The organism is Nocardia sp. FBN12 (assembly GCF_054031145.1).
Genome location: NZ_CM132926.1, coordinates 368,969 through 394,090, shown reverse-complemented (window position 1 = coordinate 394,090; position 25,122 = coordinate 368,969). Strand labels below are relative to the sequence as shown.

General features: G+C 68.2%; 22 protein-coding genes and 2 pseudogenes. 5 read left to right on the top strand and 19 right to left on the bottom strand.

The window, feature by feature from the left end:
- Positions 1-45: 45 nt before the first annotated feature.
- The 3 genes and pseudogenes from ACWZHB_RS02130 to ACWZHB_RS02120 all read right to left on the bottom strand — a co-directional run bounded on the left by ACWZHB_RS02130 (position 46) and on the right by ACWZHB_RS02120 (position 3,541).
- Complete coding sequence (locus ACWZHB_RS02130) at positions 46-888, bottom strand: transglutaminase family protein (RefSeq protein WP_427906254.1); 843 nt, start codon at positions 886-888, stop codon at positions 46-48.
- Positions 885-1,863: pseudogene (locus ACWZHB_RS02125) on the bottom strand (alpha-E domain-containing protein). Before ACWZHB_RS02125 ends, ACWZHB_RS02130 begins: the two are co-directional and overlap by 4 nt.
- Positions 1,864-1,867: 4 nt before the next feature.
- On the bottom strand, positions 1,868-3,541 hold the full coding sequence (locus ACWZHB_RS02120; protein ID WP_427906253.1) for a circularly permuted type 2 ATP-grasp protein: 1,674 nt from the start codon (positions 3,539-3,541) through the stop codon (positions 1,868-1,870).
- Positions 3,542-3,802: 261 nt separating this feature from the next.
- Between ACWZHB_RS02120 and rpsT the strand changes: the two genes are divergently transcribed.
- Together rpsT and ACWZHB_RS02110 are read left to right on the top strand one after the other, a co-directional pair.
- Positions 3,803-4,063 (top strand): 30S ribosomal protein S20, encoded by a 261-nt coding sequence (rpsT, locus tag ACWZHB_RS02115; RefSeq protein ID WP_266298552.1) that lies wholly within the window; start codon positions 3,803-3,805, stop codon positions 4,061-4,063.
- A 110-nt stretch (positions 4,064-4,173) separates the two neighbouring features.
- Positions 4,174-4,428, top strand: a complete 255-nt coding sequence (locus tag ACWZHB_RS02110) for a hypothetical protein (RefSeq protein ID WP_427906252.1) — start codon at positions 4,174-4,176, stop codon at positions 4,426-4,428.
- Here the strand turns inward: ACWZHB_RS02110 and ACWZHB_RS02105 are convergent, their stop codons facing one another.
- From ACWZHB_RS02105 to ACWZHB_RS02090, 4 genes and pseudogenes are all read right to left on the bottom strand, one after another.
- Positions 4,429-5,625: an LCP family protein gene (locus ACWZHB_RS02105; protein WP_427906251.1), complete on the bottom strand. Its 1,197-nt coding sequence runs from the start codon at positions 5,623-5,625 to the stop codon at positions 4,429-4,431. It abuts the gene before it with no gap.
- A 281-nt stretch (positions 5,626-5,906) separates the two neighbouring features.
- Complete coding sequence (gene holA / locus ACWZHB_RS02100; RefSeq protein WP_427909050.1) at positions 5,907-6,878, bottom strand: DNA polymerase III subunit delta; 972 nt, start codon at positions 6,876-6,878, stop codon at positions 5,907-5,909.
- Positions 6,879-7,826: 948 nt separating this feature from the next.
- A pseudogene (locus tag ACWZHB_RS02095) lies at positions 7,827-9,578 on the bottom strand (ComEC/Rec2 family competence protein); the annotation flags it as partial.
- Positions 9,579-9,947: 369 nt separating this feature from the next.
- On the bottom strand, positions 9,948-10,970 hold the full coding sequence (locus ACWZHB_RS02090; protein WP_427906250.1) for a ComEA family DNA-binding protein: 1,023 nt from the start codon (positions 10,968-10,970) through the stop codon (positions 9,948-9,950).
- Between the two features lie 178 nt (positions 10,971-11,148).
- Here ACWZHB_RS02090 and ACWZHB_RS02085 point away from each other — a divergent pair, with 178 nt between their 5' ends.
- Positions 11,149-12,111: a DUF2332 domain-containing protein gene (locus ACWZHB_RS02085; RefSeq protein WP_427906249.1), complete on the top strand. Its 963-nt coding sequence runs from the start codon at positions 11,149-11,151 to the stop codon at positions 12,109-12,111.
- A gap of 5 nt (positions 12,112-12,116) precedes the next feature.
- On the opposite strand, the gene lexA is transcribed toward ACWZHB_RS02085, so the two are convergent.
- The 11 genes from lexA to ACWZHB_RS02030 form a co-directional block, all read right to left on the bottom strand.
- Positions 12,117-12,767: a transcriptional repressor LexA gene (gene lexA, locus ACWZHB_RS02080; protein ID WP_427906248.1), complete on the bottom strand. Its 651-nt coding sequence runs from the start codon at positions 12,765-12,767 to the stop codon at positions 12,117-12,119.
- A gap of 108 nt (positions 12,768-12,875) precedes the next feature.
- Positions 12,876-13,718 (bottom strand): DegV family protein, encoded by an 843-nt coding sequence (locus ACWZHB_RS02075; RefSeq protein ID WP_427906247.1) that lies wholly within the window; start codon positions 13,716-13,718, stop codon positions 12,876-12,878.
- Between the two features lie 3 nt (positions 13,719-13,721).
- A complete protein-coding gene (octT, locus tag ACWZHB_RS02070) occupies positions 13,722-15,290 on the bottom strand; it encodes a diglucosylglycerate octanoyltransferase (protein WP_427906246.1) in 1,569 nt (522 codons plus the stop codon).
- Complete coding sequence (locus ACWZHB_RS02065; RefSeq protein ID WP_427906245.1) at positions 15,280-15,939, bottom strand: histidine phosphatase family protein; 660 nt, start codon at positions 15,937-15,939, stop codon at positions 15,280-15,282. The genes octT and ACWZHB_RS02065 overlap by 11 nt, the downstream gene beginning before the upstream one ends.
- Complete coding sequence (gene rsfS / locus ACWZHB_RS02060; protein ID WP_427906244.1) at positions 15,936-16,352, bottom strand: ribosome silencing factor; 417 nt, start codon at positions 16,350-16,352, stop codon at positions 15,936-15,938. The genes ACWZHB_RS02065 and rsfS overlap by 4 nt, the downstream gene beginning before the upstream one ends.
- Positions 16,353-16,392: 40 nt before the next feature.
- Positions 16,393-17,034 (bottom strand): nicotinate-nucleotide adenylyltransferase, encoded by a 642-nt coding sequence (gene nadD, locus ACWZHB_RS02055; protein WP_056821473.1) that lies wholly within the window; start codon positions 17,032-17,034, stop codon positions 16,393-16,395.
- A 44-nt stretch (positions 17,035-17,078) separates the two neighbouring features.
- On the bottom strand, positions 17,079-18,149 hold the full coding sequence (locus ACWZHB_RS02050) for a hypothetical protein (RefSeq protein ID WP_427906243.1): 1,071 nt from the start codon (positions 18,147-18,149) through the stop codon (positions 17,079-17,081).
- 161 nt (positions 18,150-18,310) lie between these two features.
- On the bottom strand, positions 18,311-18,652 hold the full coding sequence (locus tag ACWZHB_RS02045) for an MmcQ/YjbR family DNA-binding protein (RefSeq protein WP_427906242.1): 342 nt from the start codon (positions 18,650-18,652) through the stop codon (positions 18,311-18,313).
- A gap of 13 nt (positions 18,653-18,665) precedes the next feature.
- The gene (locus ACWZHB_RS02040) at positions 18,666-20,063 is read right to left on the bottom strand and encodes a vWA domain-containing protein (RefSeq protein ID WP_427909049.1); all 1,398 of its coding nucleotides are present in this window, start codon (positions 20,061-20,063) and stop codon (positions 18,666-18,668) included.
- Positions 20,060-20,932, bottom strand: a complete 873-nt coding sequence (locus tag ACWZHB_RS02035; RefSeq protein WP_427906241.1) for an AAA family ATPase — start codon at positions 20,930-20,932, stop codon at positions 20,060-20,062. The genes ACWZHB_RS02040 and ACWZHB_RS02035 overlap by 4 nt, the downstream gene beginning before the upstream one ends.
- Before the next feature lie 2 nt (positions 20,933-20,934).
- Positions 20,935-22,200 carry a glutamate-5-semialdehyde dehydrogenase gene (locus ACWZHB_RS02030; RefSeq protein ID WP_427906240.1) on the bottom strand — a complete coding sequence of 422 codons (1,266 nt, stop codon included), beginning with the start codon at positions 22,198-22,200 and terminating at the stop codon, positions 20,935-20,937.
- 227 nt (positions 22,201-22,427) lie between these two features.
- On the opposite strand from ACWZHB_RS02030, the gene ACWZHB_RS02025 reads away from it, so the two are divergent.
- Both ACWZHB_RS02025 and ACWZHB_RS02020 read left to right on the top strand, forming a co-directional pair.
- A complete protein-coding gene (locus tag ACWZHB_RS02025; RefSeq protein ID WP_427906239.1) occupies positions 22,428-23,300 on the top strand; it encodes a ribokinase in 873 nt (290 codons plus the stop codon).
- Between the two features lie 80 nt (positions 23,301-23,380).
- The gene (locus tag ACWZHB_RS02020; RefSeq protein ID WP_427906238.1) at positions 23,381-24,604 is read left to right on the top strand and encodes an RtcB family protein; all 1,224 of its coding nucleotides are present in this window, start codon (positions 23,381-23,383) and stop codon (positions 24,602-24,604) included.
- A gap of 1 nt (position 24,605) precedes the next feature.
- On the opposite strand, the gene ACWZHB_RS02015 is transcribed toward ACWZHB_RS02020, so the two are convergent.
- Positions 24,606-25,088, bottom strand: a complete 483-nt coding sequence (locus ACWZHB_RS02015; protein WP_427906237.1) for a hypothetical protein — start codon at positions 25,086-25,088, stop codon at positions 24,606-24,608.
- Positions 25,089-25,122: the final 34 nt, after the last annotated feature.

Below are 25,122 nucleotides of genomic sequence, written 5' to 3'. Positions count from 1 at the left end.
GAATCATCCCCGCGGGGAGCGGGGTCCGCACGAGCCTCTCGGACATTACGCGAGGCGGGTGACCTCCACAACGACCTCGAGGTCCGTCGAGCCGCCGCCGGAGAACACGCCTTTCAGCGGCGGCACGTCGGCGTAGTCACGACCGACGCCCACCGACACGTGCTGTTCGTTGACGGCGAGGTTGTTGGTCGGGTCGTATCCCCACCACTGCCCGGTCCACGCCTCGATCCACGCGTGCGACTGGCCCGCCACCGTCTCGCCGATCTGCGCACCCGGCTTGGGGTGCAGATATCCCGACACGTAGCGACTGGGAATTCCCATGCTGCGCAACAACACCAGCGTCAGGTGCGCGTAGTCCTGGCACACGCCGCGCCGCTCGGCGAAGGCCTGCAGGGCCGAGGTGTGCACCGAGGTCGTGCCCGCGATGTAGTCCATCTCCTTGTGCACCCACTCGGCCGCGCGCACCACCGCCTTGGCGGGCTCCTCCCCACGCGAGAGCTGACGCGCCACGGTCGACAGTTTGCGATCGCGCGGGACATACGCGGTGGGACTGAGCATTTCGTCGAACCGGTCGATCACCCGCCCGCCCGAGAGCTCGTCCCAGCTCAGTTCCTCGGTGGGTTCGGCGAACGGCTCGGTCTCGACCACCGACGAGCCGGTCACCTCGAGTTCGGTGTGCGGTGCGTGCAGGTCGAAGGCGGTGACCGCGGTGCCCCAGTAATCGGTGTAGCGGTAAGCCCTTGTGGCGGGCACGGTTTCGACGCGATTGAGGATCACGTTCTGTCTGCTGTCGGCGCGCGGGGTGAGCCTGGCCTCGTTGAACGACCGCGTCACGGGCGCGTCGTAGACATAACCGGTGGTGTGCACCACCCTGATCCGCCAACTCATAGCTCTCCCTCTACCTGCACGCGGCTGTCCTGCTTGCTGCGCACATCGGTCCACGCCACCCACGGGGCGGCGTGGAAGTACTGGCGTGACACGGCTTCACTGAGCTCACGGCACGATTTCTGCAGTGCGAGCAGCCGGGCTTGCAGATCTTCCAACAACACTCCCGGCGGCAGGAATTCGAGTTCACTGCGGGCGCGTCCGAGCACCCGCTGCGCCTCGTGCCTGGCGCCGACGCGGCTGCCGGGTCGCTGATCGAGCTCGGTCAGGCAGGCCTCGGCTACGCGCAGCGTGTGGAATACCGAACGCGGGAACAGGCGGTCGATCAGGATGAACTCGGCGACCCTGGCAGCGTCGAGGGCACCGCGATGGGTGCGCAGGTAGGTGTCGTGCGCGCCCGCCGAACGCAACACCGTCACCCAGGCGGGTGAGGAGGTCTTGTCGCCGGCACGCGAGAGCAGCAGGCGCACCATCATGTCCACGCGTTCGATGGACCGGCCGAGTAGCAGGAAGCGGTAGCCGTCGTCGCGGCTCAGGGTCGAGTCGGTCAGTCCGGTGAACATCGCCGCCCGGCCCTTGATGTAGGAGAAGAACTCGTGCGGGCCCAGCCCACGCGCGGCACGCTCGGCCGCGGCCATGCCGTTGTAGGTGGCATTGAGGCACTCCCACATCTCACTCGAGGTGACTTCGCGTGCGCCGCGGGCATTCTCGCGGGCTTTGGTGATGGAGTCACTGATCGAGACGCCGTGGTCGTGGCTGTAGGCGACGAGATCGGTGACCGACCACACGTCCAAGCTCAGGCCCTCCGGTGGTTCGATCCCGAGCACCTTGAGCAGCACGCGCGACGTGCGGTCCGCGTCGACGGTGGCATCTTCGAGCAGTTGATGCACCGCCACATCCAGAATGCGCGCTGTGTCGTCGGCGCGCTCGACGTATCGGCCGATCCAGTAGTAGGGATTCGGCGTTTCGAGCAAGCATGTCTCTAGTCCCCGATCAACCGCTGTGTCTGCTGCTGTTGCTGCTGTTGCTGATTGGCCTGCGGTGTGCTGAGTTCGCGGCCGAGTTCGAACGAATCCGCTTGCGGCGGTTCGCTGACCAGTTCGGGTCCGGCCAGTTCCCGATCGACCGAACCCGCGCGCCCGGCCAGCACCCAGGTGTCCTTGCTGCCGCCACCCTGACTGGAGTTCACCACCAGCGAGCCCTCCGGCAGCGCGACCCGGGTGAGACCGCCTGGTAGCACCCAGATGTCGTCACCATCATTGACCGCGAACGGGCGCAGGTCCACGTGGCGGGGGGCGAGATCGTCACCGATCTTGGTCGGCACCGTCGAGAGCTGCACCACCGGCTGGGCGATCCAGCCGCGCGGGTCGGCCTTGATCTTGCGCTTGATCGCGTCCAGCTCGCGCGGCGACGCGTCGGGCCCGATCACGATGCCGTAGCCGCCGGACCCTTCGACCGGTTTGACCACCAGTTCGCCGACCCGGTCGAGCACTTCCTCGCGTTCGTCGTCGAGCCAGCAGCGGAAGGTGTCGACATTGGGCAGGATCGGCTTCTCACCGAGGTAGTACTCGATGATCTTGGGCACGTAGGTGTAGATGAGTTTGTCGTCGCCGACGCCGTTGCCGACCGCGCTCGAGATCACCACGTTGCCCGCCCGGGCGGCGTTGAGCACGCCGGCGACGCCGAGCACGGAGTCGGGGCGGAAGTGCATCGGGTCGAGGAAGGTGTCGTCGATGCGCCGGTAGATCACGTCGACCTGACGCTCGCCCGCGGTCGTGCGCATGTAGACGACGTTGTCGCGGCAGAACAGGTCGCGACCCTCGACCAGCTCCACACCCATCTGCCTGGCCAGCAGCGAATGCTCGAAGTAGGCGGAGTTGTGCACACCCGGCGTGAGCACCACCACTGTGGGGTCGACCTCGTTGGGCGCGGCCGAGGCTCGCAGCGCGCGTAGCAGGTGGCCGGGATAGTCGCCCACCGCGCGGACCCGGTGCGAGGAGAACAGGTCGGGGAAGACCCTGGCCATCGTGCGCCGGTTCTCCATCACATAGGAGACGCCCGACGGCGAGCGCAGGTTGTCCTCGAGTACCCGGAAGTCGCCCTTCTCGTCGCGGACCAGGTCGATGCCGGAGACGTGGATGCGCACGCCGTTGGGTGGCACCAGCCCGGCGGCCTCGCGATGGAAGTGTTCACACGAGGTCACGAGGCGCTTGGGGATGACCTGATCGCGCAGGATGTTCTGTTCGCCGTAGACGTCGGCCAGGAACAGCTCCATCGCGGTGACCCGCTGTTTGATGCCGCGCTCGAGCTTGGCCCACTCCGCGGCGGCGATCACCCGGGGCACCAGGTCCAGCGGGAACGGCCGCTCCTGACCCGACAGGGAGAAGGTGATGCCCTGGTCGATGAACGCGCGGTCCAGGGCATCGGAGCGTTTGGCCAGGTCGTCGACGTCGTTGGCCGCCATCGCGGCGTGGATGCCCTTGTACGGCGCGCGCACCTTTCCCGACCCGTCGAACATCTCGTCGAACGCGTCGGCGAAGCGGCCCGGCCCGTATCCCTCGAACAAACCGGTGTGCGTGGAAGCCGGTAACCCGTTCGTTCTCACCAAGGCCGGTGATGCAGATCGAGCCGAACCCGGCGCAGTGGTGGAGGTCATGACAAAAACTGTGCATCACCCGGCAGCAGGGTCGTGTGTGACACAGGTAAATTCTTCGCATCACCTGAAACGGGTGAAATCGGCGTCGCCTCCCCGGTCGGCCGGATGAGGGCCGATTTCGCCGGGGCGGTGCCGAGCTGGTAACCTCGATCTTCGGCGCGGTGTTACCTGTAGTTCAGCACCAACTGCTGCATCGTGGGCGCGCGCCCGACGAGCTTTCAAGGAATACCACCCAGCGACAGGAAACCAGAGGATACAGGCGTGGCCAACATCAAGTCTCAGATGAAGCGGATCCGTACCAACGAGGAAGCGCGTCAGCGTAACCAGTCGGTCAAGTCCGCGCTGCGCACCGCGATCCGCAACTTCCGTGAAGCTGCCTCCAGCGGTGACAAGGAAAAGGCTGCTCAGCAGCTGCAGTTCGCGAGCCGCAAGCTCGACAAGGCCGCGTCCAAGGGCGTCATCCACGCCAACCAGGCGGCCAACAAGAAGTCCGCGCTCGCGCTGGCTCTGAACAAGATCTGATTCCCGGCGAGCCTGGTGCTCGCTGGCAATACTTCGCAAGACGCAGCCGCCGTGGCCTCGATGACCACGGCGGCTTTTGTCGTTCCCTTCGAGGGGCTACCATTCGCGCCATGTTGACGGTGTACGCGAATCAGACGGTGGTACGAGGCGATGACCTGGCCGAGGTGATCCGCGCGGCGGAGATCCTGGGTATCGGTCTCAAGGTCGAAAATGTGATGGTGCCCGACGAGGACGGTGGCTACGGCGCCGCCTGGATCGTCACCCGTGAGGACGAGGTTCCCCTGTACGACGAGTGGGAAGGCCGCTACGACGATCTGGACGACGACGAGGACGCGGATGTCTCGCTCGTCATCGCGGGCGAGTAGCTAGTTCACGCAGGGCACCTGCCCCGAGGTGATGTCGCTGCGGACCGGCTTGCCCGCGTCGGGAGTCTCCGGCTCCGATGCGGTCGTGCTGGTCTGCCAGGCGCCCGCTGTCGACTCCGCCGACCAGGCGGCCGGGGGCTCGGTGCGTTGTCCGGTGCGCTTGGTGGTGGAGGCCGGAACCGGCATGCCGAAGGCCGCGGCGATCTCGCGGCGGATCGCCGCCCGGTCCACGATGTTCACATCCTGGCCATTGATCACGTCGTAGCGCAGCACCGGCAGGGTGCGGAATTCGACCTGTGGATCGTCGGCGTTGCCGAGGGTGCGGACGAACTCGGTCATGTTCCAGCCATCCGACAGCACGATATTGCGATGTGCCACGTCCATCAGTGCCGAGAGTTTGCCCGCGTCGGTGAGGGTGCCCGCACTGCGGAGCTGCCGGGCCACCGAGGTCAAGAACGCCTGCTGACGGTGGGTTCGGTCCAGGTCACCGTTCTCCAGTCCGTGCCGTTGCCGGACGAAGGCCAGTGCCTGGGCGGGATTCAGGTGCTGGCGGCCCGCGGGGAAATCGGCGCCGGAGTACGCCTCGTCGCGGACCGGGGAGTTCAAGCAGACTTCCACCCCGCCCAGCGCGGCGGCCAGGTCGTAGAACCCTGCGAGGGTGACCTCGGCGAACCTGTCGATCGGCACTCCGGTCAGATCGCGGACCGCCGCCACGGTCGAGGCCCGCCCCGCCTCCCTGCCCGCCTGTTCCAGCTTCCGCTGATCGGTGACTCCCCGCGCGATCAGCTGGTCCTGCACGGCCGCCTTCCTCAGCCCGTACGCCTCCTTGATCTTGGCGTGGGTGTAGCCGGGGATGCCGCGCACCGGCACATAGTCGTCGCGAGGGATGGATACCGCGACGATCTTGTTCATCGCGGCCGGAATATGCACCAGGATCAGGGTATTGGCGTTGTACCCGCCCTCGTCGCCGTCACCCGCGTGCAGTTGATCGAGGACCTCGGCCGGCAGTTCGTTGCCGTTCTGATCGCGCCGGGTATCCAACCCGATCAACAGGATATTGAGATCACCCCCGAGCGAATGCGGAGCGTCGTCCCCGATCGCCCCCGACCGCAGGAACCCCGCATCGAAGCTCCCCGCCGTCGACCACCCATACGCCGTCACCACCACTACCGCGGCCGACAAGAGGGCCGCGACCACCTTCACTACTTGCCTCGCGACGCGCCCCGCCGAACCCCGACCGCGTCGACCGCGCCCGCCTTGTCCGTTCCGGTGACCCGTCGGCTCAACCATCGCATGATCAACTGTGCCAGCCGTGACAGCGAACAGACATCGCGATTCGATCCCGATTGGATGGAGGTGCGGCGCGCCTCATCAGTGGGGACGGGTGCCGAGGTCCTGCGAAATCCGCAGCGGAGCTGTCCGGTCCTGCACCGCGAACTGGCGCACGCCGACCGCAACGGTACAGACCCGCGCCTGGTTCAGCCGGTGGCGCGGAGATCGAGGATGCGGGCGAGGGCGTGCTCCACGGCGTAGGTGGCGTCGGCGGCGCCACCTTTGACGTCGGCGTTGAGGGTGGCTACTACCTGGAGGGCGGTGCCGATGGTGGTGGGATTCCAGCCGCGGGCTTGGGCTTGGGCCTTTTTGATCTTCCAAGGGGGCATGCCGAGTTTTTGGGCGAGGGCGAACGGGTCGCCGCGGCCTGCTGAACCGACCTTGGCGATGGTGTGCACGGAGTCGGCGAGGGCATCGGCCAGGAGAACGTGCGGGACACCGCGGTCGGTGGCCCAGCGCAAAGCCTCCATCGCGCCGGGTCGATCGCCTGCCACGGCGAGGTCGGCAACGTCGAAGCCGGTGACCTCCGCTCGGCCGGAGTAGTAGCGGCGAACCGCGTTCGCATCGACCTTGCCACCGGTGTCGGACACCAATTGCGAACAGGCGGCGGCCAATTCGCGCAGTTCCGAACCGACGGATTCGAGCAGCACCTGAACCACCTCGGTCGGCACCTTGACGCCGAGGGACCGGAACTCGCCACGCACGAACTCCACCCGCTCGGCACCCTTGTTGAGCTTGGCGCACTCGTGGACGGTCGCGCCCTTCTTCTGCAACGCGGGCGCCAGTGCCTTGGCCCGCCCGCCGCCCGAATGCAGGACCATCAGCACCACACCGTCGGGCGGATCGGCCGCCGCCTCGGTGATCACCGCGACCGCGTCCTTGCCTGCCTCCGCCGCCGACTCCAGCACGATTACCCGGTCTTCGGCGAACAGCGACGGGCTGAGCAACTCCGCCAGCTCCGCGGTGCTGGCATCGCCGGCACGCAATCTGTCGACCGGCACCGAATCCGGGTCGGGCGCACAGGCCCGCACCTGCGCGGTCACCTTCGCAACCGCACGTTCGACCAGCAGTTCCTCGTCTCCGAGGACCAGATGCACCGAGGCAGGGCGTTCGCTCACCTCCGCGATCCTACGTACGCCCACCGACAACCGGACACGCGCGGCCTTCCCGCGCCGGACCCGTCGACGGACCCGTCGACGGGTCGTCACAGTTCGCAGGTCGGCGGCGGTCCCCACGATCACGACATCACCGTCGAGGTCGGTCCGAGCCACCGTGGTGCCGAGCGTGGCAAGGGTGGTGGTCACTGTGGGGTGCGGATGACCGAAGGTGTTACCTGCCCCGGCGCTGACCAAGGCCAGACGTGGACCGACGGCACGCAGGAATTCCGGTGTGGTGGTGCGTGATCCGTGATGCGGCACCTTGAGGATGTCGGCCCGGACATCGCCACCGCGCACCATTCGCCCCTGCGCCTCGGCCTCGATGTCACCGGTGAACAGGATCGTTCCGGCCGGCGTCCGGGCCCGCATCACCAGTGACCGATCGTTGGCCTCGTCCGCGGCCAGCGAACCAGGCACCGCGCGGCTCGGCGCCAGCACCCGCAAACCGACTGTGCCGAACGTCATTTCGTGCCCGGCGAAGAGCTCCATCAGCGGGATCCCGGCCGCACCGGCGAGCTCCGCCACCCGTTCGACCCCACCGGTGTCATCGCTGTGACCGTGCGACTCCCGCTGTGCAACGCCATGTTCCGGTGGCGTCACCTCAGGCATCGGAGCCCGCTCCCCCGGTGTTCCACTCGGACACACCGAGTTATCTCCCGTCGGCCGAGGCTCTGCACCCACGCTCGATTGCCACGCCCTAGAGGATGATCCAGCGACCCCGGCGCGGTGCGACGACTCCACTCCGTTCTCGTGGTCCGGCGACGAGCCGATCTCCTGGGTGAGGCGCGTCGGACTCGTGGCGGAGTTCGCGGACGTTCGGTTCGCCGCCGCGCATGTGCTGGCGATCGCTGAGCGGAGTTCGCCTGGCGCGGTGGCTATCGCGTCGACGGTACGGCCGCGGAGGGCGCCGGCGAGCCCGTTGATGTGATCGGCATGGGGATGGGTGAGCACGAGGAGCGGGATGTGGGTGATTTCCAGGCGGTCCAGACAGGTCCGAATCGGGCGTGGGTCGGGGCCGACGTCGATGACGACCGCGGCAGCCGGGGCGACTGACAAGACCAATCCATCCCCCTGGCCGACGTCGCACATCGCGAGCACCCAGCCCGACGGCGGCCAACCCGGCTGCAAGAAGCGGACCGGAACCAGCACGATGGACACGCCCAGTGCTGCCACCGCCAGGAGCCTGCGGGTGTGCGACCAGCGCAGTGCCGCCACGACCCCGACGACTACCACCGTCGCGGCCCCACCGCCGACCGCGCCGCCCGGCACCGTCATCGTGGCGCCTGGCACGGCGGCCGCACGATCCGCGACGCCGAGCAACCACCACATCGGTGGCCGAGCGCACCACAGCACCCACACCGCGGCATCGCCCCACGCACAGGCCACGACCGCGCCCACCGCCCCGATCACCGTGATCAGCCCGACGACCGGTGCGACAAGCGCATTCGCCACGATCGCGACCAGGCTCACCCGTCCCGACAACGCGACCATCAGCGGCACGGTGACGACGAAGGCGGCCGCCGACACCGCGACGATCTCCGCTGGTGCGCGCCACCAACCGCGCGCCCGCAACCAGTCCGCCCAGCTCGGCGCGAGCAGGATGAGGCCGGCCGTGGCAAGCACCGACAGTGCGAATCCGGCGCTCACGGCCAATTGCGGTGCGACAGCGAGCAATCCGATCACCGCCGCGCACAGTGCGGGTAGCGCCTGTTTTCGCCTGCCGGTGAGCAGGGCAAGCACCGTCACCGAACCCATCGCCGCCGCGCGCAGCACACTCGGGTCGGGACGCGCGATCACCACGAACAACCCGACCACCACCGCGGCCGCCGCGGCACTGGTCCGTGGACCGGCGGTGAGCAGTCGGGCGAGCGCGAGCAGCGCAGTCAGGATTATGGTGAAATTCGCGCCGCTGACTACGCACAGATGTTGCAGGCCAGCGATTTCGAACGCATCGCGCACATCGTCGGGCAATGCGGCGGTATCGCCGACGACGAGTGCGGGCAGCAGCCCCGCGGCGTCCGGCGGGAGTGCCCGAGCTGAGGCGTCGGCCAGATCCGATCGCACACTTGCGGCCATCCGCTGCCACCACGGCGGCGCACCGATCCGCTTCGGTGCATCAGTGGTGTTCAAGGTAGCCACCGTCAGGTCGGCACGGTTCGGTTCACGCACCTGCGCCCGGAACCGCACCATCTGTCCAGGCGACAGCTCGGCCCATTCACTGCCCTGCGCGAGCACCACAATCGATCCGCCGGCCCGCGTCCACGCCTGGCCCTGTCCGAATTCGCGCAGATCCGCACGGACAATCCACCGACGTTCGCCACCGAATCCACCGGCGCGCATGGGTTTCGCATCGTCGGTGACCACCGCGCGCACGTGTACCGACCGCCCGAACGACTCTCGCAGTGGGTGCGACCGCACATGATGCTCCTGCCAAGCACCCGCTGCCGCGAAGCCTGCCCCGAGCAGCATCGTCGCCAACCCGGCCACCGCGACAACCCGCCACCGCTCCCGCCGATGCGCCATCGCCCACAGCAACACCACCCACAGCCCGATCGCCACCACCACGGCACCAACCGCCACCACCAGTCCCGCGACCCACCCCACGGTCACCGCGACGATCGTCGCCGCCCAACACCCGAGCGCTGCAGGTACCAGCCGCATGTCCAGTACCTGCGGCTTCGACTCCTCCGCTTCCGGCTCCTCCCGTACTGCTCCCTCGCCCGGCGCTGCTCTCATCCGCCGGCCAGGTCGTCACGTCTGTGCGTGCCGCTGTCCGTATTCCCCGTGGCCACGTCCGCAGGGCACTGCATTTCGCCGAGTCCGTTCGCACATGCCGGGCGGGTGTCCCCCGATGCCGACGCGCAGTCGTCCACCGCTCCCTCGGATCGGTCTGTGGTGCGCCGACTTTCCTTCCTCGCGCATGGCCACACCGGGCAGTTCATGCGGTCACCTCCGCGAACGCGACCGTCCGGTTGCCATTGATTGCGGTGCACCGGACTTCGTACTGGGTGTTACGCCACGGCGGAGGGATCATGTCGTCACCAGGTCGCGCAGTTTGGCCAAGCGAGCCGGGCCGATGCCGTCTACCTCGCCGAGTTGGGCGACATCGGTGAAGCGGCCGTTGGTGGTGCGCCACGCGAGGATCGCTGTCGCGGTGACCGGGCCTACGCCGGGCAGGGCGTCCAATTCGGCTTCGGTCGCGGTGTTCAGATCGACGCGGGAATTGCCGGGCGCGGCACCGGCGCTGGTGCTCGAACCCACCGTGCTCGAACCCGCGGGCTTCGAAGGCGAGGTGTTCGAGCCTGCGGTACTCGACGGAGTCGCCGGTGGACGGCCCGCGCCGATCATGATGCTGCCGACGCGTGGTTGGCCGGACTGTGGGTCGGTCGCTCCGACGACGACTTGGTCGCCGTCCGCGAGTCGTTGAGCCAGATTCAGGCCTGCCAGGTCGGCACCTTCCCGGATACCGCCTGCCTTCTCCAAGGCGTCGGCAATCCGCGAGCCGTCCGGCAATCTGTGCAGCCCGGCGCTTTCGACCAAGCCGACCACACTGACAACGACATCGGCGCTCGGGGACGGGCCCTGCCCGGATATCGCCGCGACCACGGCAGTCGGTCCTGGCTGTACCGCAGCACTCTCCGCCCGCAGCACCGGCACCGGCACCGGCGGCACCGCACGCGCCACCGGCTGATCGCGCAGCACCATCACACCGGTCAGCACCACAGCGATAACCCCGACCAGGCCGAGCACCAGCGCACCGCGTCGGCCCGGATCCAGCCGCGCTTCCCGAAAGCGCTCGGGCACCAGCCGGTTTCGCCGTCCCGTTCCACCACCTTCGAGCCACCCTGGTGTCCCCACCGCACCAGGTGGTCCCGACGACGGTGCGAGTTCGTCGTCGTCCCAATGCCCTTCGCCATCATCAGAGTCCGAAGCGCTGTTCCCGTCCGCCATCCCGGACTCGCGCAGCGGTCGGCTGCTCGGTCGTGCTCGCTCGCGGACCGCCAGACCACCCAGCCGCTGCCGTACTCGCTCGTGCTCTTCGTGTCGTGACATGGCAGCGACGCTATGCCTGCGCCGACCGAGCGAACACGCGCCGACCTGGCCTCCGAAGAAACCTGTGGATAACTCCGACCCTGTGGATAACTCACCCTTCAGGCGCCATCGAGCCCGGAATCGGCCTGCCCGAATAGATACCGTGCGCTCATGACCGGATCGAAGTACTCATGGACGTATGGGACTCGCACAACGATTCCGCGACTTCGCACTTCGCGAAGCACGCGACAATTCCCCGCTGTATCACCAGCGCGCACTGGACATCAGCACGGACCAGGACGTACTGGCGCTGATCGCCCAGTTGCCCACGGACAAGCAGCAACCCAACCTGGTCCTGGCTGCCGCGCGAGTGAACGGCGCGATCGCGGTTCCCTACAGCGAGTTCCGCGATCAGCTGCGCGAGAACTGGTCGGCGATCTCGGCGACCGCGCTGCGTCGGCGGACGCAGACGAACGAGGCGGGCCGGGCAGCCACCTTGCTGCCGGCACTGGCACTTCTACCTGGACCACTGTCACTCATCGAGGTCGGAGCCTCGGCCGGACTGTGCCTGTATCCGGATCGTTTCAGCTATCGCTACGGCAGTGCCGCGCTCGATCCTTCCGACGGCCGGTCACCGGTCGTGCTGACCTGCAAGACAACCGGGGCGGTACCGATCCCGGACCGGCTCCCCCGAATCGTCCATCGCGCGGGCGTCGATCTGAACCCGCTCGATCCCGGCGACAGCGACGACCGGCAATGGCTGTCCGCGCTCGTCTGGCCGGGTCAGGGCGAGCGGCTGTCGCGGCTGAACGCGGCCTGCGAGATCGCCGCGGCGGATCCACCGACCATCGTCACCGGCGATCTGAACGAGAAGATCACCGAACTGGTACACGCGGCACCGCGCGACAGCACCGTGGTGGTGTTCCACAGTGCTGTGCTCAGCTACCTCTCGCCCGAGGCGCGGGCGGACTTCCGCGCGACAGTGCGGGGCCTGCCCTGCCACTGGATTTCGCAGGAGGGCACCGGGGTACTCAGCTCGCTGGCCGACCGGCTGCCGCGACGCGAGAGCGTGGCGGCCCGGTTGGTGCTCGCTCTCGACGACGAGCCGTTGGCGTTCGCCGGGCCGCACGGCCAGTCGCTGGACTGGTTCGGCCCGGCGTAGCGACCTCAGATTCGGCGCATCACCGACACCACGCGACCCAGGATGACTGCCTCGTCGCCGTCGATCACGGAGTAGGCGGGGTTTCGCGGTTCGAGGTGGACGTGGCCGTTGCGGCGGCGATACACCTTGACCGTGGCTTCCTCGCCGATCATCGCGGCGACGATATCGCCGGAGTCGGCTTCGCGCTGACTGCGGATCACGACGAGATCGCCGTCGCAGATCGCCGCGTCGATCATCGAGTCACCGCGCACCCGGAGGCCGAAAACCTCGCCGCGGCCGACCAGTTCACGCGGGAGGGTCATGACGTCGTCGGGGTTGTGCTCGGCCAGGATCGGGGCACCCGCGGCGATGTCACCGACAACGGGCACCGATACCGAGGCGTCGGAATCGGCGGCGGGCGCGCCACGCAGGAACAGGCGCACGTCGATGGGACGGCCCATGGAGGCGGAGCGACGCAGGAAACCGTCCTCCTCCAAGGCCTTCAGGTGTTGAGAGACCGTGGATGTGGAGCGCAGGCCCACCGCGTCGGCGATCTCCCGCGTGCTCGGCGCGTAGCCGTTGGCCTGCACCGAATCCCTGATCACGGCGAGAATGTGTTGCCTGCGGGGAGGCAGGTTCGCGGCGTCGAGATAGTCGAAGTCGTCGTATCCGGTCATCGGGAAATCGTAGATCCCCCAGCGATCACGACTTCAGTGCAGGTTCCTCGCGCGCACCCGCATCACCAGCGTGCGGTTTGCCCTCAGCGAGATTCTGAGCCGCCGCGATCAGACACAGCCGCCCGGCAGTACCGCGACGCCGAGGGCGCCGACGCCCAGGTGCACACCGAGTGCGGGGCCGAACTCGGCGATGTACAGTTCTCGAACTTCCGGCAGCTGCTCACGCAGTTGTGCGGCGATGTTTGCGGCGGCCTCGGGGGCACCGAGATGCTGGATGCCCAGCGCCGCACCGTCGGACGCGGCCGCGTCCACCGCGGCGGCCACCAGCTTGGTGTAGGCGCGCGATCGGGTTCGCACCTTTTCGCGCATTTCGAGCTTGCCCTCCACCAATTGCAGCAGTGGCTTCGTCACCAGTTCGCTGCCGAAGAACGCGGCGGCACTGCTCAGCCTGCCGCCCTTGCGGAGTTGCTCGGTGCGGTTGACCAGGATGAACGTGCGCGACCGGGTCGCGGCCGACACCGCGCACTCGTAGACGTCGTCCAGCGCAGCACCGGCCATCGCCCTGCGGGCGGCCGCCAGCACCGGCAAGCCGGTGGCCAGGCCCGCGCCGAGCGAATCCACCACGCGCACACGGTCTTCGGCGCCCATGTCGCGCACCGCCTGGCGGCCCGATTCCCAGGTTGCCGACAGCAGGCGCGACAGGTGGACGGCCACGACACCGTCGCCGTCGCTGCGGGTCAACGCGTATTCGTAGGCTTCGCGCAGTTCACCGGGCGAGGCGGCCGAGGTGGTGACCGAGTCGGCGGTGTAGTCGATCTCGATCGGGTCGACGCCCTCGCGGATCTCCCGCTCACCGACGAGCACGTGCAACGGCACCACGTCGATACCGAGCTCGGCGACGAGGTCAGCGGACAACCCCGCCGCCGAATCGGTGACCACCACAACGGCCACGGACTACCGGACCTCCTGCAGCGCCTTGGTCATCGCCGTCGCGACCGCCGCGTGCCCGGCCCAGCCCCAGTGGATGCCGTCCGGGTTCGCGGACCCCGACTCGATGTCGTCGCGCACGGCCTCACCGAGGTCGACGAGCGGTACCGAGGTGCGACCGGACCACGCCTGCAAGGCCTTGACCGCCCGCGCCCTGCCCCGGTGCACTCGCCCGTAGGCGTCGCACTTGTGCACCGACGGCAGTACCGCGACAACCGGCAGCTCCGGACGCAGATGGTTCAACGCGGTACGCGACTGTTCCAGGTAGTCCACGCTCACCCGCGGCGGAAGGGCAACCGGGCGGCCGAGTTTCGACAGCTTGGGCTGCAACCAGTTGTAAGAAGCCCGCACGCCACGACGCAACCGCGGCGGACGGATGTAGCGGATCATTTCCCGCAGCGCGGTGGGCAGCGGGGACGGCAGGGTGTCCATACCGCCGACGGCGAACACGACCGCCCCGGCGCGGGGCACCGCGGCCCAGACCCGCGGATCTCCGATCAGCGCCCAGTAGGCATCGCGACAGGTCCAGCCGATCCGCGCGATCAGCTCGACATCCCAATCCAGTTCCGCGGCAACCATGTTCGGCCAGATCCGCGGATCGTCGGCGGGCAACCCACCCTTTGGCCCGTAGTAGGCGAGGGAATCGGCGATCACCAGCAGCACGGGTCGCGGTGCTGCGGACTCCACCGGCCTCGGCGAAACGGCTTCCTCGACGAGCACCGAACCGGCAGCGGCCTCAGCGACCGATTCACCTTGCGGTGCCTCGGGGTTCGCGGACACGTCGGCTACAAGATCGGTGTGCGCCGCAGACGAAGGCGCGAGCAAGGCGTCAGCGGAGCCCGCGTCCAGACCTACCGCGGAGGGCTCGACCTGAGCTCCTGCGTCGTTTGCGGAGTCGGCGGCAGCCGCCTCGCCGGCCGACAGAGTTTCGGAATCGTCGACAGAAGGAGCGACCTCGGCATCCGCGACAACCGGATCAGTCGTTCCCTGTCGGAGAACTTGTGGCGCAGCCGGATCGATCGATTCTGTGGCAACCGCGAACGACTCGGCGACCACCGCCGGATCGTCGACGGAGCTGCCGCTTTCGGAGACGACTTCGGCGGTATCCGCCGCAGGCTCTACGGTATCCACCTGCTTCTCGTCGGCCTCGCTCGCGACATCGTCACCGACCGAAGTCACCGCGCTGTCGGTGGCGTCGCCGTCGGCCACGGAATCGCCGTCGGCCGACGACGCGGAATCCGCTGTCGCCGAGCCGGACTCGACGGCATCCGCCGTCGAGCTGACCAGCTCGGGTTCCGGGGCGGCCGGCGGTGGAACCGGGCCGAACAGGGCATCGGGCAGCGATCGGGTGCTGCGCGCGGTGACCTGCTGGAAGAGTTCGTCCGGTACCGATCGGATCGGCTCCTCGCGCTCCGCGCGAGCGGGCCGAGCGGGTGGCGGACCGAAAAGCGCGTCCGGCAATTGCCGTCCGGCTTTGGCCGTCACCTGCTGGAACATCTCATCAGGTACCGATCGGACAGGCTCTTCATTGGACATCGGGAGCTACCTTCGCCGCTGCGTTCCAAACATCGAGGCGCCATCCGGGTCGGTCGATATCCGGGCCGTGACTGGAAAGCTGCACCCAGCTCGTATTGGCCAGCCCGCCGAGGGCAGGCCAGTTCTCCGGTGGCAGTTCCAGCAACGCGGCCGTCAGAGCAGCGATCAACCCGCCGTGCGCAACCAGGATGATAGTCCGACCGGGCCAATCCTGTCGCTCGTTGTAGAGTTCGCGCACCACAGGCAGCGACCGCGCACCGACCTCGAGCTTGCTCTCGCCGCCGGGCGGTGTGTAGGTGGCGTCGAGACGCCACTGCACACGCGCGCCGGGGTAGTCGGCGTCGACCTCGAGGTGGGTCAGGCCTTCCCAGTCACCGAGGTTGGTCTCGCGCAGCCGCGGATCGGTGATGACAGGCAGATCGGTGATGTCACCGAGCGCCTGCGCGGTTTCCTTGGCGCGCCGCAGATCGGAGGCGTGGATCGCGATGGAATTGCGTGAACCCAGTTCGCGCGCAGCCTCTTTGGCCTGCTGGCGACCGAGTTCGGTGAGATCGGTGTCGATCTGGCCCTGCATCCGGTCGGCGGCGTTCCATTCGGTCTGCCCGTGCCGCAACAGGATCAGGTTGCGCACATGGGCGTACTTGCTCACTCGCTGTCTGCCTCTACCTGCGCGTCGTCGTCGGCGGCCGGAGTCGGCAGTGCCGCGATGCCCTCGACGGGAACCGCCGGGCAGTCACGCCACAGGCGCTCGAGCGCGTAGAAGTTGCGCTCGTCGTTGTGCTGAACGTGCACGACGATGTCGACGTAGTCGAGCAGCGCCCAGCGTCCCTCGCGGGTGCCTTCGCGGCGGACCGGCTTGTGGCCTGCCTCGCGCAGCTTGTCCTCGATGTTGTCGACGATCGCGTTGACCTGGCGCTCGTTGGGCGCCGACGCGATCACGAAGCAGTCGGTGATCACCAGCTGTTCCGAGACGTCGAGAACGACGACATCGGTAGCGAGCTTGTCGTCGGCCGCGAGTGCCGCGACCGTGGCCATCTCGATGGCTTCGGTAGAGGCACTCATGCGGTCTCCTCCTGCTTGGTCAGAACCATGTGGCTCAACGTCAGCTACCTTCCGTTCCTGCGGGCACGTAGAGGTGCCGCTTCGATATGTACTGCACCACGCCATCAGGGACGAGGTACCAGACCGGTCGGCCGTCGGCGGCGCGGCGGCGGCATTCGCTCGACGAGATGGCCAGCGCGGGGATCTCGACCATCGTCACGGCGTCGGCGGGAAGGTCCCGCAGATGCTCCTCGAGATGATCGGTGTTGAGTTCGTAACCCGGTCGGCTCACCCCGACGAACTTCGCCAGTTCGAACAGTTCGGTCCAATCCTGCCATGTCAGGATGTTGGCCAGCGCGTCCGCACCGGTGATGAAGTACAGCTCCGCGTCGGGGTGGGTGTTCTGCATCTCCCGCAGGGTGTCGACGGTGTAGGTGACCTTGTTGCGTTCGATGTCGGCCCGGCTGACCGAGAACCTCGGGTTGGACGCGGTGGCGATGACCGTCATCAGATAGCGGTCCTCGGCGGGGCTGACCTGCTTGTTGACCTTCTGCCACGGCTGCCCGGTCGGCACGAAGATCACTTCGTCGAGCTCGAACCGGTTCGCGACCTCGCTCGCCGCGACCAGGTGGCCGTGGTGGATCGGGTCGAAGGTGCCGCCCATGACACCGAGCTTGCGGCGCGGCCGAGCTGTTTCGTGCATGAGGTCTGAGCTTAATCCGGGCGCCTGGATCGGGGCGGACCGGACTACTGCGCGACATCACGGTGCTCGTGCGGCGCCGACGTCTGCGCACACATCTGCGCGAATTGCGCGCGGGTGGTCTTCAGCTCTTCGACCAGGTGTGCTGCCGGGTCAGCGGCGACCCGGCGATCGAGTTCGGTCAGCAACACCTTGATCGTCACCCACCATGGCCCGCGCACCCGTCCCCGCGGTCCGCGCAGCTGTAGCCAGGCAGCGGCGCGCAGGCAGCGGGCCCGCGGCACGATCTTGTCCTGTTCGCCCCACAGCCCCGCGGCGCGCAGGTAGCCGCCGAGCGCCTCGGATTCCTGTCCGCAGCACTCGCGGGCGACCGCGGCCGACCACACCAGGTCGGCGTGGTGGCGGCGCTGTGCGGGCGAGCCGGCGATCAGCCGCGCCGCCTCGGCGAACTGCCAGGCGGCCTGGCGGTAGCGGCCGAGGTGGTTCAGCGATTCGGCGAACTGGGCGCGAACCAGCGCGAGTTCGGCGGGTGGGTAGCCGACGGGTCCGGTCAGCAGTGGGCGGTCGAATGCCGCGACCGCCCGCGCGTGCTTGCCTGCCCGATGCCACGCGCGACCCGCGACCAGCCACAGGTGGACCGCGTCGGCCGGGGAGATCGGCTGCCAGCACGCGGCGGCCGAGGCGGCGGCTCGGGCGACATCACGGTCTCGACCCGGCTGGGCGGCGACGGCGGTGACCAACTGGGTGCGCATCGCGGCGAGCTCTCGTCCACCCAGCTCACCGGCACCGACGACGAGCGCCCTGCGCAGCTGTTCCTCCGCCGCGGCGGGCGCGTCCACCAGTCGCGCCGCGGCGACCCCGGCCAGACGCCGCGCCGTGCGCGCCCCCGAACCGGGCGCGAGCTGCGGAGATTCGGCACCTGGTGAGCTGTCGACGACCGCCATGGATGACCGGGCAGCGGAGTCATTCCCGGAACCGGGCGAAGCGCGTCGCGAGGCGCCTTCCGGGGAGGCCGCCTCCCACCAGTCGACAGGTCGACCTTCCACCGAGTCGGCCGGGGTGCCGCCTACGGCGATGGGCTCGCCGTAGGAGCGATCGTTCTCGAGCGGATCGGTCACCGGGTGGACCGCGCCCAGCCGGCGAGCGCACGGCCCGACCGCACCATCTCGACATCCGATATCCGTCGATCGGATCGCTCGTCGTCGCGCGACGCCCCTGCCAGCATGGGCGTGATCTTGGTAGCCGCGCCATGTGAGGCGCTTAACGTCGGCTGAAGTGGTCAGGCGGTGGGGCGTTTCGACTTCGGGAGTTTGGCGACGACCGCGTCGTAGGAGGCGTCGATCAGTTCGCGGAGCTCGTCGTCGGGCACCGCGCCGCCGACGCGGATGCTGTTCCAGCCGTAGCGGCCGATGTAGGCCGACACGGTGACATCGTCGGGGTACACAGTGACCAGTTCGTCGGCTTCGGTGCGGTCGCGGCCGCATTTGAGGCCGATCGATGTGCCCGCGCCGAGGAAGGCGAAGATCTTGTCACCGACCTTGGCGACGGTGTCGCCCTCCCACGGCTCGTCTTCCCAGGCACCGGGTTTGGCCAGGCAGTAGGCCAGCACGTCCACACTCATCCTCGAAGCTCCTTCAGACGGGCAACAGTCGGGAGACCACCTCGGTCAGCTGCCGAGCAGATCGGCATTCGTGCATCTCGATCACCGAACCGTACTCGTGAGCCGCCGAATCGCCTGTCCCCCATAGATTTTTGGGCTCGGGGTTGAGCCAGTGCGCGTGCCGGGCGGTGCCGACCAGTTCACGCAGAGTGTCGAGTCGCGGATTGCGGTAGTTGGTGCGGCCGTCGCCGAGGACGAGCAGCGAGCTACGGCTGGTGACGGCTTCGCCGAAGTTCTCGGCGAAGCTGGTCAGCGCGTAGCCGTAGTCGGAGTGGCCGTCGGCGTCGATGATGCGCGACTCGGTGAAGATCCGGGTCATCACGTCGTCGAGGCCCGCGTACGGCTCGAAGAAGCTGGTGACTTCGTCGGTGCGGTCGACGAACGCGAAGATCCGCACCCGCGAGAACTGCTCGCGCAGCGCGCTCATCAGCAGCAGGGTGAAATTGCTGAACCCGGCCACCGAGCCCGAGATATCGCACAGCAGCACCAGTTCCGGGCGACCGGGGCGAGGTTTGCGGTTCACCAGGTCGATCGGCACGCCACCGGTGGACATCGAGGCACGCAAGGTCTTGCGCAGATCGATCTCGCCGCGCCGGGCTCGTTTGCGCCGCACCGCCAGCCGGGAGGCCAGGATTCGAGCCAAACGCTGGGTGCCGCGCCGCAATTCGGTGAGCTCGCGTTCGGAAGCGCGTAAGAAGTCGGCGTCCTCGGCCTGGCGGGCGACGCCGTAGGTCGCGACGCGTTCGCGTCCGATCTGTTCGGCCACGCGCCGGTTGGTCTCGGCTTCCACGCTCGCCCGGAACCCCGCGATGCGTTCCCTGGCGACGCGGCGCGCCACCTCGGTGTCGCGCTCGCTCGCGTCCGCCGGCAGGGCAAGGCCCGCCAGCACCTTGGCCAGCAAGGTCTGTGGCGCAAGATCTTTGAGTGCCTGGTACGCGGAGAAGGATGGTCCGCGCGCGGACTGGTACTGCCCGAGCTGCTCGACGACCTGTCCGGCCAACATCTGCAACTGCTCGCCACCATCCTCGGCGGCGAGCATCTCGGCGAGTTGCGCACGGAGGGCGGCCAGGTCGATCTGACCGTCGGGGGTGCGTGGCAGGTCCGGCGCCGCGGCGGTGCGATCGCCCACGGCGACGGGGAACCATAGGTCGAACAGACCGTCGAAGGTGGCGCGATGGGTGGGCCTGCGCAGCAGCGCACAAGCCAGCCCCTCACGCACCGCCTCGCGATCGAGCAGATCCAGCACAGTCAAGACCCGGCCCGCGTCGACGGTTTCCGAGGGCCCGACCGGCACCCCACGGGCCCGGAGCGCACCGACGAAACCGGCGACGTGGCCACCGATTCCATGTGGTGCCGGCGCAGTCACGGTCAGGCCAGCTTCAGCTCGGCCAGCGCGCGCTGGTGATCGCTGCGGTGCTTGAGCACCACGCCGAGCGTGGCGCGCACGGTCGCGTCGTCCAGGTCCGCGGCGCCGAGCGCGAGCAAGGTGTTGCCCCAGTCGATGGTCTCGGCGACCGAGGGCAGCTTCTTGAGCTGCATACCGCGCAGCACGTGCACGACCCGCACCAGTTGCTCGCCCACAGTGCTGGGGAGTTCCGGTACACGGCTGGCCAGGATGCGGCGCTCGAGGTCTTCGTCGGGGAAATCGAGGTGCAGGTACAGGCAGCGGCGTTTGAGCGCCTCCGACAGTTCCCTGGTGGCGTTCGAGGTGAGCACCACGAACGGCTTGCGGGTGGCGGTGATGGTGCCCAGTTCGGGCACGGTCACCGCGAAATCGCTGAGTACCTCGAGCAGCAAGCCCTCGATCTCGACGTCGGCCTTGTCGGTCTCATCGATCAGCAGCACCGTCGGCTCGGTGCGGCGGATGGCGGTGAGCAACGGGCGCGAGAGCAGGAATTCCTCGGTGAAGACGTCGGCTTTGGTTTCGGCCCAATCGTTTTCACTCGACGCCTGGATGCGCAGGATCTGCTTGGCGTGGTTCCACTCGTAGAGCGCGCGTGCCTCGTCGACGCCCTCGTAGCACTGCAGGCGCACCAGTTCGGCGTCGGCGACCTGGGCCACCGCGCGCGACAGCTCGGTCTTGCCGACACCGGCCGGGCCTTCGATGAGCAGCGGTTTGCCAAGCCGATCGGCGAGGAAGACCGACGTGGCCGTTGCCTTGTCGGCCAGGTAGCCGGTGGTGGCGAGCCGGTCGATGACATCGTCGACCGAGGAGAAGATCGGTTCCTGTACGAGAGCCATGATCACACCGGCCGAGTCTGGCCGTCGCCCCACACGATCCACTTCGTGGAGGTGAGTTCGGGCAGTGCCATCGGGCCGCGGGCATGCAGCTTCTGGGTGGAGATGCCGATCTCGGCGCCGAAGCCGAACTGCTCACCGTCGGTGAACGCGGTGGACGCGTTCACCATCACCGCGGCGGCGTCGACGCGGGCGGTGAACTCGCGGGCAGCGGCAAGGTCGGCGGTGACGATGGCCTCGGTGTGGCCGGTCCCCCAGGTGTTGATGTGGTCGACCGCGGCGTCGAGGTCGTCGACGACCTTCAGCGCGATATCCATGGTGAGGTACTCCTCACCCCAGTCGGCGTCGGTGGCCGGGACCTGACCGGGCAGATCGCCGTGGATGGTGACGCCCGCGTCTTCGAGCGCCTTGCTGAGGCGGGGCAGCGCGGTCGCGGCGACGGCGGCATCGATGAGCACCGTCTCGGCGGCGTTGCAGACGCTGGGGCGGCGGGTCTTGGCGTTGAGCACGATGGCCTCGGCCATGTCCAGGTCGGCTGCCGAGTGCACGTAGACGTGGCAATTGCCGGTGCCGGTCTCGATGGTGGGCACCTGTGCGTCGCGGACGACGGCGTTGATCAGGCCCGCGCCACCGCGCGGGATCACCACGTCGACGAGGCCGCGGGCCTGGATCAGGTGGGTGACGCTCGAGCGGTCATGACTGGGCAGCAGCTGTACAGCGTCGGCCGGAACACCTTGGACGACAAGGGCTTCGCGCAGTACTTCGACCAGGGCGGCATTGGAGTTCGCGGCCGACGACGACCCACGGAGCAGCGCCGCGTTACCCGACTTGAGGGCGAGGCCGAAGGCGTCGACGGTGACATTGGGCCGCGCCTCGTAGACCATGCCGACCACGCCGAGCGGGACACGGGTCTGGCGGATCTCGAGACCGTTGGGCAACGTGGAACCGCGCACGATGACGCCGACCGGGTCGGGCAGGGTGGCCACCTGGCGCAGACCCGAGGCGATGCCGTCGATCCGAGCCTTGGTGAGGCGCAGCCGGTCGAGCAGATTCTCCTCGGTTCCGGCCGCCTGCGCGGTCGCGATGTCGGCGGCATTGGCCGCGAGCACGCGATCGGCGGCGGCGAGCAGGGCGTCGGCCGCCGCGTGCAGTGCGTCGTTCTTCTGCGCCGTGGTCAGCTGTGCCAGCACACGGGACGCGACGCGAGCCCTGCGGGCGGCGTCGTGCACCGCTGCGCGGATGTCGAGCTCGGGGGTCACTTCTACCGTCATGGGTATCAGCGTACGCAGTGCGCCTTGCGCGCTCGACCCCACCCAGGACCCGGAATACCCCTCCGACCGGCACCGGGACCGAGTTGTCCACAGGTTCGGCGCCGCCGTCAACGGAGTTATCCACAAGGCGTGACCACTGGGTTTCCGTGCGTGCACGCCGACCGGCCGAATGCGACGAACCGCCCGAACCCGATAGGAGCGGCGGCGTCACCGTTAGATTTACCGCCATGGATCGCCCCGATTCCCCGACCGTCGTCGTACTCGGCAGCGTCAACATGGATCTGGTCACGACAACCGCACGCAGGCCCGCACCGGGCGAGACCGTGCTCGGGACCGAGTTCGCGACCGTGCCGGGGGGTAAGGGCGCGAACCAGGCGATCGCGGCGGCGCGATCCGGTGCGCAGGTGCGGTTTCTCGGGGCGATCGGCGACGACGCGTTCGGCACGGAGCTGGCGGCCACGCTCTCGGCGGCCGGCGTCGATATCACCTTGCTACGCAGGGTCGACGGTGCCAGCGGGGTCGCCTCGATCATCGTCGACGGCACCGGCGAGAACAGCATCATCGTGGTGGCGGGAGCGAACGGGCGAATGACCGAGCTGACCGCCGCCGAACTCGCGGCGATCGCGGATGCCGACATGCTGTTGTGCCAGTTGGAGATTCCGATCGAGACAGTGCGCGCCGCAGCACAGCACGCCCGCGCGTCGGGCACGGTCGTCGCGCTGAATCCTTCGCCGGTGCAGCCGCTGCCCGAGGAGTTGTGGGCCGCCGTCGACCTCGCGATCGTGAATTCACTGGAGTCCGAGCAGTATTCGGCCGAGCTGACGCAGGTAGCGCATCTGGTGCGCACGCTCGGTGGGGACGGGGCGGTCTATCGCGGCGATGGAACCGAGCTGTCCGCCGCGGGCCTCGACGTAGCGGTTCTCGACACGACCGGCGCGGGCGACGCGTTCACCGGCGCACTGGTCGCGACCTGGGATCAGGGCGCGTCTACCGCGCTGAACTGGGCGAATACCGCCGGAGCATTGGCGACCACCAGTCTCGGCGCAAGCTCGTCGATCCCTGGGAGCGCGCAGATCGCGGCTGCACTCACCCCCAGTTGACCTTCAGGCGCCGTGAAAATCAGGTGCGACACATCCGCCCCACCCATACCGTTGGTCCTTCATCCAGGAAAGGACCGACCATGTTTCCCGTCGAGCTGCGCGGTACGCGAGCGCAGACGCTCATGTGGGCCGACGAGCACGAGATCGAGCAGTCAGCGCTGCGCCAGCTTCGCAATATCGCGAATTTGGAATGGGTGCACGGACTGCGCGTGATGCCCGATGTGCACCTGGGAAAAGGGGCGACAGTGGGCTCGGTGATCGCCATGCGTCATGCGGTCGCGCCCGCTGCGGTCGGGGTCGATATCGGCTGCGGGATGGAGAGTGTGAAGACCGATCTCACCGCGGCCGATCTGCCGGACGATCTGCGGTCGCTGCGGAGCCGGATCGAGCAGGCGGTGCCCGTCGGCTTCCAGGCGCACAAGGACGCGGTGAACGTGACGAAGCTCGGTGCCGAGCTCGCGGGTTCGCACGGGCAGGCGGCGCTGCGCGCCAACGGCTGGGCGCGGTTCTGGCGTTCGTTCGGCGAGCTGCATCCCGGGGTATCCCAGCTGGAATCCAAGGCGCACAAGCAGATCGGCTCACTCGGGTCCGGCAATCACTTCATCGAAGTCTGCCTCGACTCCGAGGACGCCGTCTGGATTCTGTTGCACTCCGGTTCGCGCAATATCGGCAAGGAACTGGCCGAGCGGCACATGGCGGTGGCGCGCGCGTTGCCGCACAACCAGTCGCTGCCGGATCGGGATCTGGCCGTGTTCGTCTCCGGGACCGCGGAAATGGACGCTTACCGGCGCGATCTCACCTGGGCGCAGGAGTACGCCGCGCGCAATCGGGCGGTGATGCTGTCGCTGGTGTGCCGTGCGGTGCGCGACGAATTCGCCGGGCGCGAGGTGCGTTTCGACGACCCCGTTTCGTGCCACCACAACTATGTGGCCGAGGAGATCATCGACGGTGAGCCGATGCTGGTGACCCGGAAGGGTGCCGTGCGGGCGGGTGCCGGTGAACTCGCCTTGATTCCGGGATCGATGGGGACGCGCTCGTATGTGGTGCGGGGCAAGGGGAATCCTGCTTCGTTCCAGTCGGCTTCGCACGGTGCGGGGCGGCGGTTGAGCCGGTCGGCGGCCAAGAAGCAGTTCACGGTCGCGGATCTGGTGGCGCAGACCGAAGGTGTGGAATCGCGCAAGGACGCGGGCGTGGTCGATGAGATCCCGGCCGCGTACAAGGACATCGACCAGGTGATCGCGGCACAGGCCGACCTGGTCGACGTGGTGGCGACGCTGCGTCAGGTGCTGTGTGTGAAGGGCTGATTCATCGTCGGCGCAGGGTGCCCGCCACACCTGCGCCGACGAGCAGCAACCCGACGACGAAGGTGTAGCCGTTGGTGATCCACGCGTTGATCGCGAGGTGCATCTCGTCGTTCATCAGCGGCAGATCACCGACCATCCGCCAGGTGCTCTCCGGCGACACGAAGTAGACCAGACTCGGCAGCACGCCCCACACCAGCCCGGCCAGGACCGTCGCGATCGGGGTGAACCCGGCCAGGGCGCTGACCAGCAGGAGCAACAGCGCGCCCACGATGATCTGCAGGGTCGAGCCGAGCCGGTCGGCCGCATCACCGAGGATGACCCACCGGCTGGTGTCCAGCGCGCCGTGCGCGGCCAGCCCCATTCCGACCGGTGTCACGATCAGCGCGAGAAACGCGCCGATCAGTGTCCGGGAGGTGTTCGAGTTCGTCTGGAATTGCGAACCGGGCGGCGACCACCCCGCAGGCGAGTCGAATCTGTTCGACATGAGTCCCCTCCCACAGCCCGGTGATCAGCCCTAT

What these genes read in the sequence shown, in the direction of transcription:
- ACWZHB_RS02130 (WP_427906254.1), bottom strand. Translation starts at nt 888, where the DNA reads ATGAGTTGGCGGATCAGGGTGGTGCACACCACCGGTTATGTCTACGAC.
- ACWZHB_RS02120 (WP_427906253.1), bottom strand. Translation starts at nt 3,541, where the DNA reads ATGACCTCCACCACTGCGCCGGGTTCGGCTCGATCTGCATCACCGGCC.
- ACWZHB_RS02110 (WP_427906252.1), top strand. Translation starts at nt 4,174, where the DNA reads ATGTTGACGGTGTACGCGAATCAGACGGTGGTACGAGGCGATGACCTG.
- ACWZHB_RS02090 (WP_427906250.1), bottom strand. Translation starts at nt 10,970, where the DNA reads ATGTCACGACACGAAGAGCACGAGCGAGTACGGCAGCGGCTGGGTGGT.
- ACWZHB_RS02085 (WP_427906249.1), top strand. Translation starts at nt 11,149, where the DNA reads ATGGGACTCGCACAACGATTCCGCGACTTCGCACTTCGCGAAGCACGC.
- lexA (WP_427906248.1), bottom strand. Translation starts at nt 12,767, where the DNA reads ATGACCGGATACGACGACTTCGACTATCTCGACGCCGCGAACCTGCCT.
- octT (WP_427906246.1), bottom strand. Translation starts at nt 15,290, where the DNA reads ATGTCCAATGAAGAGCCTGTCCGATCGGTACCTGATGAGATGTTCCAG.
- rsfS (WP_427906244.1), bottom strand. Translation starts at nt 16,352, where the DNA reads ATGAGTGCCTCTACCGAAGCCATCGAGATGGCCACGGTCGCGGCACTC.
- nadD (WP_056821473.1), bottom strand. Translation starts at nt 17,034, where the DNA reads ATGCACGAAACAGCTCGGCCGCGCCGCAAGCTCGGTGTCATGGGCGGC.
- ACWZHB_RS02045 (WP_427906242.1), bottom strand. Translation starts at nt 18,652, where the DNA reads ATGAGTGTGGACGTGCTGGCCTACTGCCTGGCCAAACCCGGTGCCTGG.
- ACWZHB_RS02035 (WP_427906241.1), bottom strand. Translation starts at nt 20,932, where the DNA reads ATGGCTCTCGTACAGGAACCGATCTTCTCCTCGGTCGACGATGTCATC.
- ACWZHB_RS02030 (WP_427906240.1), bottom strand. Translation starts at nt 22,200, where the DNA reads ATGACGGTAGAAGTGACCCCCGAGCTCGACATCCGCGCAGCGGTGCAC.
- ACWZHB_RS02025 (WP_427906239.1), top strand. Translation starts at nt 22,428, where the DNA reads ATGGATCGCCCCGATTCCCCGACCGTCGTCGTACTCGGCAGCGTCAAC.
- ACWZHB_RS02020 (WP_427906238.1), top strand. Translation starts at nt 23,381, where the DNA reads ATGTTTCCCGTCGAGCTGCGCGGTACGCGAGCGCAGACGCTCATGTGG.
- ACWZHB_RS02015 (WP_427906237.1), bottom strand. Translation starts at nt 25,088, where the DNA reads ATGTCGAACAGATTCGACTCGCCTGCGGGGTGGTCGCCGCCCGGTTCG.